This window comes from Desulfosarcina alkanivorans, from assembly GCF_009688945.1.
GTDB lineage: Bacteria > Desulfobacterota > Desulfobacteria > Desulfobacterales > Desulfosarcinaceae > Desulfosarcina > Desulfosarcina alkanivorans.
This window is the reverse complement of record NZ_AP021874.1, coordinates 6089442-6106955: the sequence shown is the minus strand read 5'-3', so window position 1 is coordinate 6106955 and position 17514 is coordinate 6089442. Positions and strand designations below refer to the sequence as shown.

14 protein-coding genes are annotated in these 17514 nt (G+C 61.0%); 3 read left to right on the top strand and 11 right to left on the bottom strand.

Annotated elements, in window-relative coordinates; all coding sequences use genetic code 11:
• Positions 1-295: 295 nt before the first annotated feature.
• The 4 genes from DSCA_RS26525 to dmeF form a co-directional block, all read right to left on the bottom strand.
• Positions 296-958 carry a response regulator gene (locus DSCA_RS26525; protein ID WP_155319309.1) on the bottom strand — a complete coding sequence of 221 codons (663 nt, stop codon included), beginning with the start codon at positions 956-958 and terminating at the stop codon, positions 296-298.
• On the bottom strand, positions 951-2600 hold the full coding sequence (locus DSCA_RS26520) for a GAF domain-containing sensor histidine kinase (protein WP_155319308.1): 1650 nt from the start codon (positions 2598-2600) through the stop codon (positions 951-953). Before DSCA_RS26520 ends, DSCA_RS26525 begins: the two co-directional genes overlap by 8 nt.
• Before the next feature lie 434 nt (positions 2601-3034).
• Positions 3035-3616 (bottom strand): DJ-1/PfpI family protein, encoded by a 582-nt coding sequence (locus DSCA_RS26515; RefSeq protein WP_155319307.1) that lies wholly within the window; start codon positions 3614-3616, stop codon positions 3035-3037.
• A gap of 177 nt (positions 3617-3793) precedes the next feature.
• Positions 3794-4729, bottom strand: a complete 936-nt coding sequence (gene dmeF / locus DSCA_RS26510) for a CDF family Co(II)/Ni(II) efflux transporter DmeF (RefSeq protein WP_155319306.1) — start codon at positions 4727-4729, stop codon at positions 3794-3796.
• A 278-nt stretch (positions 4730-5007) separates the two neighbouring features.
• Here dmeF and DSCA_RS26505 point away from each other — a divergent pair, with 278 nt between their 5' ends.
• The 3 genes from DSCA_RS26505 (at position 5008) to DSCA_RS26495 (ending at position 8624) form a co-directional block, all read left to right on the top strand.
• Positions 5008-6150: a PAS domain-containing sensor histidine kinase gene (locus DSCA_RS26505; protein ID WP_155319305.1), complete on the top strand. Its 1143-nt coding sequence runs from the start codon at positions 5008-5010 to the stop codon at positions 6148-6150.
• Positions 6147-6830: a response regulator transcription factor gene (locus DSCA_RS26500; protein WP_231716291.1), complete on the top strand. Its 684-nt coding sequence runs from the start codon at positions 6147-6149 to the stop codon at positions 6828-6830. Before DSCA_RS26505 ends, DSCA_RS26500 begins: the two co-directional genes overlap by 4 nt.
• Positions 6831-6977: 147 nt before the next feature.
• A complete protein-coding gene (locus DSCA_RS26495) occupies positions 6978-8624 on the top strand; it encodes a fatty acid--CoA ligase (protein ID WP_155319303.1) in 1647 nt (548 codons plus the stop codon).
• 151 nt (positions 8625-8775) lie between these two features.
• Here the strand turns inward: DSCA_RS26495 and DSCA_RS26490 are convergent, their stop codons facing one another.
• The 7 genes from DSCA_RS26490 to DSCA_RS26460 form a co-directional block, all read right to left on the bottom strand.
• Positions 8776-8964 (bottom strand): hypothetical protein, encoded by a 189-nt coding sequence (locus DSCA_RS26490; RefSeq protein ID WP_155319302.1) that lies wholly within the window; start codon positions 8962-8964, stop codon positions 8776-8778.
• A gap of 92 nt (positions 8965-9056) precedes the next feature.
• A complete protein-coding gene (locus DSCA_RS26485) occupies positions 9057-10079 on the bottom strand; it encodes a GGDEF domain-containing protein (protein ID WP_155319301.1) in 1023 nt (340 codons plus the stop codon).
• 101 nt (positions 10080-10180) lie between these two features.
• The gene (locus DSCA_RS26480; RefSeq protein ID WP_155319300.1) at positions 10181-11644 is read right to left on the bottom strand and encodes an SPOR domain-containing protein; all 1464 of its coding nucleotides are present in this window, start codon (positions 11642-11644) and stop codon (positions 10181-10183) included.
• Positions 11645-11670: 26 nt separating this feature from the next.
• Entirely contained in the window at positions 11671-13665 is a 1995-nt protein-coding gene (locus DSCA_RS26475; protein WP_155319299.1) for a transglycosylase domain-containing protein, read from the bottom strand.
• Positions 13662-14582 (bottom strand): hypothetical protein, encoded by a 921-nt coding sequence (locus tag DSCA_RS26470; protein WP_155319298.1) that lies wholly within the window; start codon positions 14580-14582, stop codon positions 13662-13664. Before DSCA_RS26470 ends, DSCA_RS26475 begins: the two co-directional genes overlap by 4 nt.
• A gap of 153 nt (positions 14583-14735) precedes the next feature.
• Positions 14736-16313, bottom strand: a complete 1578-nt coding sequence (locus DSCA_RS26465) for an HD domain-containing phosphohydrolase (protein WP_231716290.1) — start codon at positions 16311-16313, stop codon at positions 14736-14738.
• Between the two features lie 153 nt (positions 16314-16466).
• The gene (locus DSCA_RS26460; RefSeq protein WP_155319296.1) at positions 16467-17417 is read right to left on the bottom strand and encodes a hydroxymethylglutaryl-CoA lyase; all 951 of its coding nucleotides are present in this window, start codon (positions 17415-17417) and stop codon (positions 16467-16469) included.
• Positions 17418-17514: the final 97 nt, after the last annotated feature.

The following is a 17514-nucleotide window of genomic DNA, read 5'->3' as shown; positions in this document are numbered from 1 at the left end:
TTTCAGCACCCGCCTGCAAAATCGGTCCGCAGCGGGGCGTTTGGCTTCCCAAGACGGTAGGCATACCTGTCGGCGTCTTTCGGATGGGGCTGATGCGGGGAGACCGCCCAGCCCTGTTATTTGGCAGGCAATGGGCCGATGAGGCAATTTTGGAAATAGAAGAGGCAAATGTTTATCTTTGTAAATGGAGTTTCAATTGGGCGAGAGATAACAGTGGAAGGAAAAGATGTAAATGCCCTGAACGGGTGAAACATCGTCACCCTAACGGGTGAGAAAAAAGGGAAGGGTGCATTGACTAACGGGACAGGTGAACGAGCTTTCCCTGGATGGCGGCCCGGGCGGCCTGGGAGCGGTTGTTGACACCCAGTTTCTGGTAGATGTTTCTCAGGTGTGTCTTTACCGTATCTGGCGACAAATGGACGGCGTGGGCAATATCCTTGTTGGACCTGCCGTCCACGATGTGGGTCAGGATCTCAAGCTCCCTCTGGGAAAGAACCGGCCGGGCAACCTGGGTTTCTTTGGATGTTGAAGACTGCTTGATGCTATGGAACAATTTGTGAGTCACGGTCGGATCGATGAACGCACGGTCCCGAAGCACACCGCGGATAATCTTGAACAGGTCCCCCTTTTTAACGTCCTTGAGCACATAGCCGTCAGCACCGGCCCGTATCGACTCCATGACGTATTCTTCATCGTCGTAATTGGTCAGCAGGATGACTTTGGTCTGGGGCCATTTTTCTTTTACCAGTCGCGTTGCTTCAATCCCGTCGATGCCGGGCATTTTGAGATCCATGAGGACCACATCGGGAAGCGCCGCCTCGATCTTCTCGAGGCAATCCATGCTGGACCGCGCTTCGGCCACGACGTCGACGTCCTCCTGAAGATCAAGCAGTGCCTTTATGCCCTCGCGTACAATTGCGTGGTCATCGACGACCATTACACGTATGCGTTCAGCCATTTATATCTCCATCCAAAGGAATTTTCACTATGATCGTGCACCCTTCTCCGGGGTTAGAGACGACTTGAAATGCTCCTCCCAGATCCTCCGCCCGCTCCCGCATCGTCAATAAGCCCAGGCCCGGCCTTTTTTGTTGACGGTTTCTTTTTTGCGGATCGAAGCCGTTGCCGTTGTCCCGGACTGTCATCAGCAGCCAATTATTTTCTTCGGAACGCAGAGACAATTCGACGGTTGTAGGCATGGCGTGCCGGCGTGCGTTGTGCAGTGCTTCCTGAAGGATGCGAAAAAGTGCGATCCCCTTGTCCGGATCGATCGGCAAATCATCAGGGTGAGAAAAGTGCACGTCTATGGCAAACTCTTTTCCAAAATCGCCTATGAGTTTTCTGAAAGCGGCAACGATCCCAATGTCATCCAGAACATGGGGACGCAGATTTCCGATAATCTGACGGGATTGACGCAACGCATCGTTGATGGTTTCTGTCAGGTTTTCAAGTTCTTTGTGTAGACGATCGATATCCTGCCCTGCAATCTCCATACAATAGAGCGCCTTGTAGCCGATTCCGGTTAACGCCTGGGTCAGAACATCATGAATGTCGGCTGCAATCTTCTTCCTTTCCTCCTCTTGGACGGAAATCAGCCGAGCGGTGAGATTTCTGAGGTCCTCCTTTTTTTCGGCGATCTCTGAAAGGATCCGGCAGTTGGTAGAAACGGCGCCGGTAAAATAGGCCAACTGACGAAAAAGATTCCTGTCAAACTTTGAAAACCGGAAGACGCGCCCCTGATCATGAACACAGAGGACGCCTGTGAGCCTGTTCTTGCCATCCATGACTGGCGATGCCACAAACCGGAATTGATCTGTATCCATCGAATTCGAAAGGGGATGCAATGTATCGCAATTGTCCAGCCCCACCGGCACCAACGACTGGGCAATGCTCTTCAGGAGCTTTTCCATATCCCGCTGGGCGACTTGCAGGCCGATCATCCGTTCAATCTGGCACCCCTTTCCTTTGAGACGATCTCCACATGTCAAAAGAAACGTTCCATTCAGCCCGAACACGTCAAAAACACCCTGGGTTGTCCGTGCCCAGATATCTTCTTCTTCAAAAACCGACACGACCCCTGCTGCATATCGCTGAAGCGTCTGAAGCTGCTCCCTGTGGCGCGTGATAATCTCATCACGCGTTTCCAGAAAGGACAGCGATAGAAAATAAAATGAGCCGTCTAACAGTTTGTTTAAGGCATAGATATCGTCATTACTGAGACGGTCGGCAGCGTTTTGTCTGGCGTTGTTGTAGCCTTTGCCGGTCAGCCAAAGGGCATCCTTGAATGCCACCGTGAATCCATACACGTCATTGAGGTGGTAGCCTTCCATGGCCCGGATGTACCCGATACGCTTTTGATCGTTGAGAAAGGTGTCAACATTTCCTGAAAGTGCCGCTTCAAATGAATCCAGGTAGACGTGAACCCGTTCCTGCCCCTTGGTATCATTCAGGATAAATTCTCTATACACGGTCGGGGGACCCGACTGGAGAAATTGCTGCAGATAATCAAGAATTAGGTCTTTATGGCATTTAAAGAAATCAAGCCGCTTTGAGGCGTCGCCTTTTGAAAGAAAATTGCGGAAGGACGTGTGATCAAGCATGGTTCAGCAATCCAGCACGGGGCCGGGACCAAACCCGTTTTTCAAGTCGTACATCACTGGCTTCTCCAGAGCGGCTGTTCGGCGAGGCATTACAGAGCCCCCCATACGGGTATTCACCAAAGGGGATTCTTGGCAGATCGCCGCTGCCCTGTCAACCAATCCTGACTTTTCAGGGCCAACTGTTTTTAGAAAAACCGAAAGGTTGACCGCATCATGGAATGGCCGCGCTATTGTCCTGACCAGCGGGTTTTGAGTATGCGGAGTCACCTGTAAATCAGGCGCAGGAAAGCACTGATCCCGCCATCGCACAGGATCCCGGGCATGAAAGTATTTCCATCTGGATACTGCCCGTCACCCCGTGGCAGACAAGACCGGGGCAGGCGCCGCCATCCGGAGGGTCAGCACCGGTCCATTCATTTTCCGCATAAACGCCGCTACGGCTCGATACGGGTTCCCAGCACCTCCAGGAACCGGGCCAGCCACCGGGGATGGGCCGGCCAGGCCGGCGCGGTGACCAGGTTGCCGTCCACGTGGGCCTGATCCACGGCAATGTCCACGAAGGTACCGCCGGCAGTACCGACATCCGGACCCACGGCCGGATAGGCCGAGCAGGCTTTCCCCTGGAGGACACCGGCGGCGGCCAGTACCTGGGCACCGTGGCAGACGGCGGCGATGGGTTTGTCCTCCCGGGAGAAATGGCGGACCATGTCGAGAACCCTGGGGTTGAGCCGGATGTATTCCGGCGCCCGGCCGCCGGGAATCACCAGGGCATCGTAATCCTCGGCCTTGATCTCGTCGAAGGTGGCGTTGAGGCCGAAATTGTGGCCCGGCTTTTCGCTGTAGGTCTGGTCCCCTTCAAAGTCGTGGATCGCGGTGCGCACCGTCTCTCCCGCCTTCTTCTCCGGACACGCCGCATGAACCGTGTGGCCGACCATGGACAGCGCCTGGAACGGCACCATGGCCTCGTAGTCTTCAACGAAATCACCCACCAGCATGAGAATTTTTTTGCCTGCCATTATTTCCTCCTTTGGTTGGTTAGCTGCGCTGGGACCGGTATTCCGCGATCATCGGCCTCCAGCCGCAACCATGGTGTCTGAAGCCATTTCGCCGGGGCTCGGATGCAGTGGAAACGTCGGGTATCGGCCAAAAAAAGAATCGGCGTACGGATATCAGCAGCAGTCCGTCATCGACGCTCAGGTCCGGTTGACCTCCACGGTCACGTGCACCAGCTTGAGGTCTTCGGGAATCAGGTGCTTGTAGTATGCCGGCGGCCTGGGTTCTCCCGTGGCCACCGATACGATGGCGGCGTAAATATCGGGCCCGACGGCCCACAAGTGAAGGTCAACGACCTGATTATCGCCGTTTTTTTCGATACCGTCCATGACTTTTTGCCGGATGCCGGCCGGCGCCTGATGATCCAGCAGCACATGGCTGGTTCCCACCAGCAGGCTGACGGACCAGCGAGACACCATGATGGCGCCGACGATCCCCATCAGCGGGTCCATCCAGACCAGGCCGAAATATTTGGCGGCCAGCAGGGCGAAAATGGCCAGAAACGAGGTGAGCGCATCGGCCAGGACATGCAGGTAGGCGGACCGCAGGTTGTGGTCATGGTGGTGGTGATGATGCCCGTGATCATGATGGCCGTGGTCATGGCCGTGGCGGGCGTCGTCCCGCTGACTCAGGATGAGCATGGACAGGCCGTTGACCACCAGGCCGATGACGGCCACCACGATGGCCTGGTTGAAGGCGATCGGCACCGGGTTGACCAGCCGGAGCACGCTTTCCACCGCCATCATCACCGCAAACACCGCCAGCAGCACCGCACCGGAAAATCCGCCCAGGGCGTTGACCTTGCCGGTGCCGAAACTGAACCGGGCGTCATGGGCGTGGCGGCGGGCGTATACGTATGCAAAGGCGTTGATGGAAAGGGCCGCCGCATGGGAGGCCATGTGCAGGCCGTCGGCCAGCAGGGCCATGGAGCCGAAGAGGATCCCGGTGGCAATCTCCACCACCATCATGGCGGCGGTAACGGCAATCACGATGAGGGTGCGGCTCTCCCCCGGCCGTTTACGCTCCTGTCCGAAGCTGTGGCTGTGGTTCAGATCGGTTGCATTGCGACGTGTCATCGGCGGTGATTGTCTCCCCTGGATGGATCGTCCGGAACCGCGGATAACCGGCAACCATCACCCATCCCATGCACCCGCGGCCCGATACGGTTTGAAGCAATCATAACCATCCGGCAACCGTTTGGCCAGCGCTAAAAGCGGGCCTGCCGGACTTGGTCCGGCCGGTCGGCAAATGGAACGCCGAACCCCATGCCGGACCTTTCCCTTGACAGGCAAATGCGAATGGTCCTAATGTCTCCTTTACCGCGCGCTTACCCACAGGAAAGAATCCAATACCGATGCTTCGCCGCGACCACCGACACCACCATCCTTCCGGCCGCGTCCTGTCCCGGCCCTCTGCAGCCCTTCAGCGGTCCCGCAGCCGCTGGCGTCAAAAAGCCCTGGCCCTGAAGGATGCCATGGTACGGGTCGATACCATTTTCGAGAACACGGGTACGGCAACCATTCTCATCGAAGAGGATTTCACCATCTCGGCCATCAATGACGGGTTCGCCCGGCTCATGGGGATGGGCCCTGCGGAGATCGAAGGCCGGATCAAGTGGCCCGCGCTGATCCACGCCGACGACCTGGAGCGCATGAGACGCTACCACGTCAACCGGCGGACCAATCCGGAGGACGCCCCGAAAAACTACGAATTCAGGCTCCTGTCCAGAACGATGGGCACCCGTGAAGTGGCCATCACCATCGACATGGTGCCCGGCACCTCCCAGAGCGTTGCCTCGCTCATGGATGTCACCGACACCCGCCGGCTGGAACGGGAAGTCATTGCCGTGGGGGAACGCGAGCGTCGCCGCATCGGCCGGGATCTGCACGACGACCTGGGGTCCCATCTCAGCGGCGTGGAACTGTTGAGCAAGGTGCTCCAGAAAAAAGTCGCCCGCTGTTCACCCGAGGCGTCCCGGGACATGGAAACCATCCGCACCCTGATCACCGACGCCATCGAAAAAACCCGCCGGCTCTCCCTGGGACTCTATCCGGTGCACATCGTGGAGCACGGCCTCGAAGCGGCCATGGAAGCGCTGGCCGCCGAAATCGAAGACATCTTCGGTCTCACCCCGGACCTGGCTTTCGATCCGGCGGTGGAACGGCTGGACAACACCGCCGCCACCCATCTTTACTATATCGCCCGGGAAGCCGTCTTCAACGCCGCCCGGCACGGCCGCCCGACCACACTCGGCATCGCCGTCGAAGCCGGCAAGGGTCGCTTTTCGGTCCGTATCCGGGATAACGGCCGCTGGCGCGACGACCGCCGGACACCGGGCGAGCAGGAGGGAATGGGCCTGCACACCATGGCCTACCGGGCCCGGGCCATGGGGGCCACCCTGTCCATCGACAACGACGGCGGGGGCACATGCGTACGGCTTTCCGGCGCCCTGCCCGCCGGCACCGGCCTCCACGGGAACGGGAGAGGTGCCATGTGACGCCGCCGGCGGATACGCGCATTCTGATCGTGGACGACCACCCCATCTTCCGCATGGGCATGGAGGCCCTGATCAATCAGGAGGCCGGCCTGATGGTCTGCGCCGTGGCCGAAAACCTGTCCATGGCCAGGGCGGCAATGGCCGACTCCGCGCCGGACATGGTGATCGTGGACATCTCCCTGGGCAACGGCAACGGCCTGGACCTGGTCCGGGAAATTGCCGGCAACCGGCATCCCCTGCCGGTCCTGGTGCTGTCCCTGCACGACGAGTCGGTGTGGGCCGAACGGGCCATCCGGGCCGGCGCCCGGGGCTACATCATGAAAAAGGCGGCGTCGGAATCGGTGATCCAGGCCATCCGCACCATTCTCCAGGGCCATATCCATCTGAGCGACACGGCGGCCACCCACCTGCTGGGACGATTCCGCAAGGGCCCCGAAGCGGCCGATGCCCCGCCGGAAAACGCCCTCACGGACCGGGAACTGGAAGTCTTCCGCCTCATGGGATCCGGCCTGTCCACCCGCGACATCGCCACGCGGCTGGGGCTGAGCATCAAGACCATCGGCTCCTACCGGGACCGCATCAAAACGAAGCTGAGCGTCGCCACCACCGCGGACCTGGTCCGGCGGGCGGTGCTGTGGATGGAAAAAGCGCATTTCCAGAAGCCGGCCCCCCGGGTGTAGGCAGATCACCTACACCCCGATCATCCCTCTGCCGCGATAAAAAACCGGCGGCAACCGATTTATCAGCGTCGGCGTTGATTGTATACTGCCCGAGAATGGACGATTTTCCAATACCCTCGATGCGTTCACTTAAAAAGGAGGCATGCCATGACCGTCAAACTGATTCCCCAAACCCCGTCAGCCTACGACTATCCCCTGCTGATCAAAAACATCCTGCCGACCCCCCTGACCTATTTCCCGGACCGGGAGATCGTCTACCGGGACAAGATGTCGTACACCTACGTCGAACTGAACCGGCGGGTCCAGCGCCTGGCGAACACCCTGGAAGGGCTGGGGGTGAAGCAGGGGGACACCGTGGCGGTCATGGACTGGGACAGCCACCGCTACCTGGAGTGCTTTTTCGCAGTGCCCATGATGGGAGCGGTGCTGCACACCATCAACATCCGCCTGTCGCCGGAGCAGCTGATCTATACGATCAACCACGCCGAAGACGACGTCATTCTGGTCAATGCCGACTTCCTGCCCCTGCTGGCCGCGGTCAAAGACCAGATGAAAACCGTCAGGAAGATCGTTCTGCTCACCGACGGCGAAGCGGACCCGGACACCCCGGTGAACATTGAGGGTGAGTACGAGCGTCTGCTGGCCGGGGCCGCACCCGACTACGACTTTCCCGATTTCGACGAAAACGCCATGGCCACGACATTCTACACCACCGGTACCACGGGCCTGCCCAAGGGCGTCTACTTCAGCCACCGCCAGATCATGCTGCACACCTACGGGCTCATGTCCGGACTGTGCGCCTACGAGTCCCAGGCGGCCGTCAATTCCGGGGATGTCTACATGCCCATGACCCCCATGTTTCACGTGCACGCCTGGGGGATGCCCTACCTGTTCACCATGATGGGCAACAAGCAGGTCTACCCGGGAAAATACGAACCGGAAATGCTGCTCAAGCTGATCGTCTCGCAAAACGTCACCTTCTCCCACTGCGTGCCCACGATCATCCATATGCTGGTCTCCAGCCCGGTCATCAAGGACCTGGACCTGTCGCGCTGGAAGGTGGTCATCGGCGGCAGCGCCCTGTCCCGGGGGTTGTGCAAGGCCGGCCTGGAAAACGGCATCAACCTCTACACCGCCTATGGCATGAGCGAAACCTGTCCCCTGCTCACCGTGGCCAACCTCAAACCGCACATGATGGAATGGGATGCGGAGCGGCAGGTGGAAATGCGCTGCCGCACCGGTCTGCCGGTGCCCAACGTCATGCTGGAAGTGGTCGACACCGACGGCAAACCGCTGCCCCACGACGGCAAAACCGCCGGCGAGGTGGTGGTGCGCTCGCCCTGGCTGACCCAGGGATACATTCAGGATCCGGAAAAAAGCGAGGAATTGTGGGCCAACGGCTGGCTGCACACCGGGGATATCGGCTTCATCGACCAGGAAGGCTACCTGCAGATCACCGACCGGGTCAAGGATGTGATCAAGACCGGCGGCGAATGGATCTCATCCCTGGCGCTGGAGGATATCATCAGCCGCCACCCGGCCGTGAGCGAAGCCGCGGTGATCGGCGTGCCCGACCCCAAATGGGGTGAGCGGCCCATGGCCCTGGTGGTGCTCAAACCGGGGGAGGAGAAGGCCGCCACCCCCGATGATCTCAAAGCGTTTTTCGCCCGGTTTGCCGAAGACGGGGTCATTCCCAGATACGGCGTGCCGGACCGGGTCCAGATCGTCGACACGATCGCCAAGACCAGCGTGGGCAAGATCAATAAGAAGCAGTTGCGGGTGGATTTTAAATAGTCCCCGTCCCTAAATGGCATCTTTCGGCCCAGGCCTGTGGTTGATAATCCGGGAAAAAATTTCAATAACCAAAAAGGCCGGATCCCGTAAAATGGGGCCCGGCCTTTTTCCCCGGCGCGCCGGGGCAGAGCTATCGTCGTGAACGGCGGTTTTATTCCAGATGGGTAATGATGGATTCGGTGAGTGAATCATCATCCTTTTTGAAAAAGGGGATCAGTTCGGCGGCCACGTCTTTGAGCGACTTGATCTTCTTTTCCTTCATCACGGCCTGGATGGTTTCCACGCCTTCTTCGATCAGTCGCAGGCCTTCGGCAATCTTGATGACATCCTGTTTTTCCATGATTGACTCCTCCATTTTTAAATGGCAGTTGGCCCAGACCGTATCCAGATAGGGTCAGTCTAAACACTTTGCACCGGAGTGACAAGCTATTTCTAAAGTTCGATGCGGTTGCGTCCGGCTGCCTTGGCCGCAAGCAGTTTGTCATCGGCCCGGTGGATGAGGGCCTTGACATCGGCCTCCACCTCGCGCCCCACGTGGCCGTGGGCGATGCCGATGCTGACCGTGACGGTGGCCCGCTCGGCGGGCATGTTCTCGATGGCCCGCCGGACCTTTTCTCCCACCTCCCCCAGTGACACCGGTTCGACGCTGGACAAAAAGACCAGGAATTCCTCTCCGCCGTAGCGCCCCAGGACATCCGACGCACGGATGCTCTCGCGGATGCAGGCCGCCACCCGGCGCAGCATGTCATCGCCGAACTGGTGGCCGTAATTGTCGTTGATGCGCTTGAAGTGGTCGATGTCGATCATCAGCACGCCCACGTTGTTTTCATTGCGCTGGGCCAGGTGGGCCAGGTGCGTAATGGCATTGAACAGCCCCCGGCGATTGAAAATGGCGGTCAGTTCGTCGTAGTTGCTTAAAAATGCCATCCGCCGGTTTTCCTTCCACAGGCGGTGGATCACCTCGCCGACCAGTTCCAGTTCCAGTGTGCCCAGGTTGTTTTTCTGGAGGGCATCGAAAAGCCGGTTCACAAACCGCTCGTAGGAGAACTCCGACACGGCATCCCCGTTGAAAGTGGCCACATACTGGGAAAGGGTTTCGAAGGCGGGGTGCAGCAGGTAAAATTCCAGTTTGAAGGCCATGGTGAAGGCCTTTTCCTTGCGGCGCACCGTGGCGCAGCTGTCGGCCAGCTGGTGGACTTTTTCCTGCAGCCCGGTCAACTCGTCCAGTGTCTTTTCCGCATCGTCGAACAGGTTGTTGAGCATCCCGTTTCTGGCCCAGCCGACCAGCTGGTCCCAGTAGTGCAGATGCTGCTCGTTCTGGTCGGCAAGCGACTGCCAGAACCCCTTCAGATCCTGGCCGCCGGCATGGCTGGCCAGGCTCGTGTAGAGTCGGGTGGCGTGGTTGTCCAGCCTCAGGCACTGCTCAATAATCCGGGTCATCGTCGTGGCGTTCATGGTCAGTTTCCTTTGCACGAAATTCAGGTCAGTATGAAGATTCCAATACGCCGAGTAATCCAACAAAAGGAAGGGGGTTGCCCGTCAACAGCTCAATGGGGCTATGGTATGTCAGGCCGTTTGTAATTGGCAACATAATAATCACCGATGAGCTGCCGTTTTTTCAAATCGTCACCGACAGCCCGGGCCGCTGCCTTGGTCGTAAAATGGGAGACGCGCACCTGGTACCAGGTCTTGCTAGCGCCGGAGGCCCGGGTCCAGTAGGCGTCCAGGCCGTGGCCCTTCAGCTGGTCCACATAGCGCTGCGCATCGCTCTCCTTCACATAGGCGGCCACCTGAAGGGTAAAGGGGTCGGTGACCGGGACAGCCACCGGCACCGGCGCCGTTTCCACGGGTTTAAATGTGTCGGCCAGATAGATGGCGGTATTGACCACCAGCCACCCCACAGCGACCATGAAAAGCCCCATGACCGCCCATTTCACCACCGACTTGCCCCTCCGGGACCTCAAGCCGCCGCTGAGGCCCCGCAGGACACTGGAAATCCCGGCGGCACCACCGGAAGCCAGTCTGCATAGACCAGCCGCCCCCCTGCGCACCATCGAACCGATGGCCGGCCACCTGATCCGTCGCTCCCGGGCGGGGTGTTCCGGGCCGGTTCCGGCCAGTTCGGACAGGAAGGCGGACGCCATGCCGCTGCGCCGGGAGGCGTCCATGCCCGCCAGCACCGTATCGGCTTTTTCCAGCAGGGGCAGGGTCAGCGGGCTGGGATGGATCATCCGGCTGCAGGCGGCAATGCCGGGAAGCAGCCGCGTGTCACGACTACCGCGTTCGTGGGCCTCCAGGTACACCTTCAGGGCCAGACGGTCCGCGCGCGGCTCGGCCAGAAAAAGGTCGGCGAGGCTTCCGAGCATGGCGGCCGGCAGCGGTTCCCCGGCGTCCATCAACTGCCGGTAGGTCTGCAGGGCAGCGAAATCACATCGTCTTTCGGCGAGATAGAACTGGGCCAGCATCCTCCCGATAGCGGCATCTTCGGGATGCGCGGCCCCGATCCTGGCGGCGATATCATGGGATTGCCGGGTCGCGGCCCGTCCGGCCAGCATCCCGTCCAGCCATTTGATGGCGGCGTCCCGGTCGCGGGGAAACGCCTGCAGGTAGGCGCCGACAATCGCATCGGATGCGGTGCCGGTTTCCGCCCGGGCCAGCTGGCAGCGGCCCATCTGAGACAGCAGCCGCCGGGCCGGGGCCCTCCGGGAGAAGGGCGAAAAGAAAAAACTGTCCACCGTGGCCGCCGCCCGGGCCAGGGTCTGGCGGACCTCCCGGGACATGCCGGCCCGATCCCAGACGGTGGCCTCGCCCAGCAGGCGCTCCAGGCGACGGCGCCCCAGGGCGGCAAAGACCACCCCCGTAAGCCAGTAGGCGCCGGCCAGCAGGCCGAGGCCGGGGACGACCATCCACCCGGGGCCCGCCACGCCGGCCAGGGGCGGCAACACCACCAGGGCGGCCAGGCTGCCGGCAACCAGGGCCGTCCAGAGCCGGACGGCCAGATGTTTGAACAGGTATCCCATTTTTTTTCCTGCGGATGGCCCCCGGGTCAGCCGCTTTTCTTGCGCATGGCAACGGAAACCGGATTGCGCGTCCAGAATCCGGCCGCCGACCCGGTTTCCGGATTCACCTTCTTGAAGTAAATGTCCGCCGGCGCCATGAAGGCGCGCGGGGGTTCGCCCTGGGTCGCCGCTTTCATGAATTGCGCCCAGATCGGCGCCGCACCGCGGCCCCCCGTAATGCCGGCGCCGTTTTTATCCCGCATGCCCTGGCCCCGGTCAAACCCCACCCAGACCGAGGTGCTCAGGTTGGGGGTGAATCCGGTGAACCAGGCGTCGTTGTAATCGTTGGTGGTGCCGGTTTTACCGGCGGCCGGAAGGGCCAATCCCATGCGCCGCACCACCCGTCCGGTGCCTTCATCGATCACACCGGCCATCATGTCGGTCAGCTGGTAGGTGATCGATTCATTCAATACCCGCTCACCGGTGATGATGTGCTCTTCGAGCACCCGGCCGCTGACGTCCTCGACCCGGCGGATCCAGAAGGGTGGATGACGCACGCCCCCGGCGGCAAACGTGGCGTAGGCGGCGGCCATCTCCAGGGGGCTGACCCCGAACGTGCCCAGGGCCACGGAATAGACCGGCCTCAACGGACTGGTGATGCCGCAGCGCCGGGCCGTCCGGATCACCGCGTCGGGCCCCAGGGCCTCCACCAGTTGGGCGGCCACCGTATTCACCGACGACGTGAAGGCCTTTTTTATCACCATGGGCCCTTTGTAGGCGCGTTCAAAATTGCGCGGCTTCCAGGGCGGCTTTCCGGCCACGGGGATGGAGACCGGCTTGTCCATCATGACATCGGCCGGCGTGCGGCCCAGGCGTTCCAGCACCCCGTAGTAGAGAAACGGCTTGAAGCCGGACCCCGGTTGCCGGTGGTTCTGCAGGGCGCGGTTATAGGGGGTCTGGAAAAAATCCCGCCCCCCCACCAGTGCCTTGACCGCCCCGGTATTCACCTCCACGGCAACCAGGGCGCCCTGCAGCCCGTTGTCCCCTTCGGACGGTGCCGGCCTGGCGTCACGGGCCATGCCCATCTGGGTTTCCAACCCGGCAATGCCCTGCTGCAGGGCCGCTTCGGCCTGCTGCTGCATGCCGACGTCCAGGGTGGTGTAAACCCGCAGCCCCCCGTGGTAGACCACTTCGGGGCCGTAGGTCTCTTCCAGCGATTTCATCACCGCATCCAAAAAATAGCTGTCCACCCGCAGCGACCGGCCCCGGGCCCGCAGGTCGACCGGTGCGGCCATGGCGTCATCGGCCTCCTCACGGTGAATCATGCCCGTGGCGACCATTCGCTGGAGCACCACCTGCTGCCGGGCCCGGGCCCGCTGCGGGTAGCGAAAGGGGTTGTAGCGGGTGGGCGATTTGGGCAGGCCGGCCAGCAGGGACGCTTCGGTAAGGGTCAGCTCACCGGCGGACTTGCCGAAAAAAGTGCGCGCCGCCTCACCGATGCCGTAGGCACCGACCCCGAAGGGAATCTGGTTGATGTAGGCCTCCAGGATTTCCTGTTTGGAAAACTGGGCTTCGATCTGAAAGGCGACCAGCAGTTCACGGAACTTGCGCACGTAGGTGCGTTCAAAACTGAAAAACAGGTTCTTGGCCAGCTGCTGGGTGATGGTGGACGCCCCCTGAACTTTTCCCGGCTGGAACAAGGTGACCCACAGGGCCTTGACGGTGCGCAGCTTGTTGACGCCGCGGTGCTCCCAGAACCGGTGGTCCTCGGTGGCCAGAATGGCCTGGATAAACGCGTAAGAGACATCCTCCAGGGCAACCGTCTCCCGGCCCCCGATCGTCAGGATGCGCTGCCCGTCGCCACTGAAGATCTCGGTGGCCGGTGTGTCGTTGATCCGGCCGATGGGTTCGGGAACCCGGGGCAGATCTTTGGCCGCCACCAGAAACAGGCAGAACAGGCCCGTCGCCGCCAGGGCGCCCAGGGCTGCGATCAGGTAGATCAGGGCGGTCGCCGACCGGAAAAGGCGCAGGGAAAGCGTCATTGGCCCTCCCGCTGAAGCGGCCAGCGCGGCTTGCCGGCGGGTGGTTTGGACAGCCGGGGCTCAAGCAGCATGCGGACCTGCCAGACCGCCCACTCCTGGCCCGTGGCCAGCAGGACCTGCCGCCCCCCCGGGGTATCCATCTCGATGCCGATACGGATCATACCGGCGTTGACTTCATCGCTGATCCCCACGCGAACGGGCGTCCCATCGGCGGCCAGCAGGGTGCCCGGTTGGGAGAGCACCCCCCGCTGGGTCTCTGCGGGCAGGGTGTCCAGGGCCATGAAAAAACGGTCCGCCGGGTAGATGCGGCCGGCAAATTCGGCCTGTTCGTCCAGGGTGCCCGCCAGGACGGGCGGTTCGGTGCCGGTGGCCCGCAGCTGCCGGTCGGTCAGGGTGGTGTAGCTGAGCACATTGTTGCCGCGATCCAGAAGGTAGATGCCCACCTGGCCGTTTTCCCGCTCCATGTACACCCGGTCCCAGCTTTTTTCGGCGCTGATGCGCAGCATGAGAATGGGTGAAAACAGGTTCCTGGCAGCGGTCTCCGGGATCTGGCTGTAAAGCTTTTTGAACTGGTCGGCGGCAATCATCGTGCCCTGGGACGCGGAAAGCCCGTCGATCAGCTGGGCCAGCGAGGTGGCCCCGCGGGCTTCACGCTGGGCGCTGAGCTTGCGGGTCACCATCTGCTCCAGGGTCTGGGTGGCCACCTGCTTCAGGCGTCCCTGCTCCCACACGTTTCCCGATTCGGGACGGTGGCTGTTGGTCACCGCCAGGTAGCGCCCCACCAGGACCTCCACCCAGCTGAAGCGCACCTCTGAAATAAGGATCGCCAGCACGGAAAGGAACACCACGGCGCCCCGGAAGCTCACCCCCCGCACCATCCACGTTTTCAGATCCTGTGGTTCCGACCAGGCCGGCATAGGCCTCCTTTGAAAGTCATCCCGGACCGCCGGACAGCGGCGATCCCGGGCTCCCTTGGGGATTCACAGGCTTTTACACCATTCTGATCAAATGATAAAGAGGGCGCCGTGGATCTGACGCAGCGCGGGTGAAGGAGGGGCTTCAGGCAACCGTCAGGGGGTGGATTCGACGATAGACTTGAGAACGCCCTGGCCGTACAGGGACCGGAAGGTATCGATGACGCCGGCATCGAACTGGGTGCCGGAACCGCCATACATGATCTCGAGAATCCTGCCCTCCTCCATCCGTTGGCGGTAGGCCCGGTCGGAGGCGATGGCATCGTATACGTCGGCCACGGAAAGGATCCGGGCCAGCATGGGGATCTCCTCCCCCGCCAGACCGTCCGGATAGCCGTTGCCGTCATATCGCTCGTGGTGGCATCGGATAATGGTCTTTTCCCGGTCCCAGAGGCCCAGGCGTTCCACAATTTTGGCGCCGATGACCGGGTGTTCCTTGATCAGGCGGAACTCCTCATCGGTCAGGCGGCCGGGCTTGAGCAGAATGTCGTCCCGGATGCCGATCTTGCCGATGTCGTGGAGCTGGCCGGCGACGTTGAGGATATCCTGCTCCTCCTGGGTGCCGCCCATGGCCCGGCACAGTGCCATGGCAATTTTCGTCACCCGGTTGGAATGCTGCTCGGTGTAAGGATCACGGGCTTCGATGGCACCGACGAAAGCGTAGAGGGTGGCAAAGAGATTCTCGTAAATATTTTCGTAAAGGGCGATGTTTTCGATGGCATAGGCCGCCTTGTTGGCCATGAACGACATGTAGTACAGGTCTTTTTCGGAAAAACGGACATCCCCCTGGAGCACCGATACGGCCAGAACGCCGAACACCTTATTGCGAATGGTCAAGGGGACCAGCATCATGGATCGGATGTCGGCAGGCAATCCGTGGACACTGCTGTTTTCATGGATCAGCAGCGGCTTGTCCTCATTGCAATTGTCAAGGATCAACTGGCTGACGTCCATGCTGCAGGCACCCGGCGCATCACCGGCCGCAGACGGCCGGTCCGCTTTGCCCCGGGGATTGCCGTTGCCGCCGACAACGGACCGGGCCACCTGCACGGGGCGTTGAACCGCTTCGTTGATAACGTAGAAGCAGGCCTCGTCAGCGCGGGTCAATTCGGTGGACAGCTCCACCACTCGCTTGAACAGGTCCATGCTGGAGCCGATCGTGGTAAAATCGGTCATGATGCGGTTGAGGGTGTTGACCTCCTTGACTTTGTAGGTCAGCTCCCGGTTGAGCGCTTCCAGACGCTGCTTGCCCTCCACCTCTTTGGTCAAAAAGATATTCTTGATGAACAGCCGGCGCTCGCGCATCACCCGCTTGACGCAGATTTCAAGCTGGTTGAGGTTCACCGGCTTGATCAGAAAATCGACGACACCGTTTTTCAGGGTGCGGATCGTATTGTCCAGGGACGGGTAACCGGTCATGATGATCACCGGGATGGTGTTGTCCACCGTGCGGATGTGCTCGGCCAGTTCCAGCCCGTCCATTTCGGGCATGTTGATGTCGGTGAAGCAGCAGTCGATTTTTTCACTGGCAATGATATCGGCGGCAATGCGACCGTTTTCGGCGGTCAGGATGTGATAGCCTTTTGCCCTGAAATATTCCGAAGCCACCTCCAGAATACTCTCCTCGTCATCCACGAACAATAAAGTCTCTTTGAGTGTATCAGTCATTGCCATCTTGGTCGTTGCTGGATTGGGAATCATGGGCGTCCGGGACCCGGGCATCGCTTGGCCGTGTCCGTCAGGGGCGCCTGCCATGCTCCTGATATCGGCAGGTCATTTTCGAACTAAAGGGCTTTCAGGTAAAAAAAGATGGGCGGGCGTTGCGGTTCAAATCGATTCGGAAGGGTTGTGAAAGGCCGTCATCCGGTGCATCCGGCCGGGAAAGGGTTTTTGGAAAAAGGTCTCCATGTCACGGGAAACCGTGCCGACCCGGCCATGGTCCACACCGGTTTGAATGCCCAGGGTGTCCAGCAGGTGGGCCGCGTCTTCAGTGGCGATGTTGCCGGCGGCACCGGGAACGAAGGGGCACCCGCCCATGCCGGCCAGGGCGGTATCGAAAATTGAGATGCCGCAGGCCAGCGCCGCCATCAGGTTCACCAGCCCCAGCCCGCGGGTGTCGTGAAGATGCAGCGCCAGCGGCAGCCGCCCGGTAAAGGGAAGCACCGCCGCCAGCAGCGTTTCCACCACCGGCGGCGACCCCATGCCGGTGGTGTCCGCCAGGGCCACTTCATGGGCGCCGTGATCCACAAACCGGCGGGTGACGTCCACGATGCGGGCCGTCGGCATCGCACCTTCATAGGCGCAGCCAAAGGCACATTGAACGCTGGCACGCACACGAAGTCCCGCCGATACGGCCCGGTCAATCATGCCCAGTCCCTGGTCGAGCGCCGCCTCATGGGGCATGCCGGCATTTTTGCGGCTGTGGGTGTCGCTGGCGGAAAGAGAGATCTCCACGGCCCGGATGCCGGAGGCCATGGCGCGGTCCAGCCCCCGCCGGTTGAGCACCAGGGCCGAATAGATCACCCCGTCGCTGCGGGGAAGCTGCCGGATCAATGTCTCCGCGTCGGCCATCTGGGGAACCCTGGCCGGATGAACGAAGGAAGCCACCTGGATCTGTTTCAGCCCCGCTGCCGCCAGGCGGGCAATGACGGACCGTTTCCGGTCGGTGGGCACCACGGCCGATTCAAACTGGAAGCCGTCACGCGGCCCCACCTCCACCAGCGTCACCCTATCGGGCCGCCCACCGCCCACGGCCCCTTCCGGGGATATTCCAGGCATGGCACACTCCCTCTTTTCGGTTCCGGGTTAACTGTTCACTGTTCACCAACCTCCACCCGTGAACATAAACCTTCCAGCCAGCGGGGGCAACGGGTTT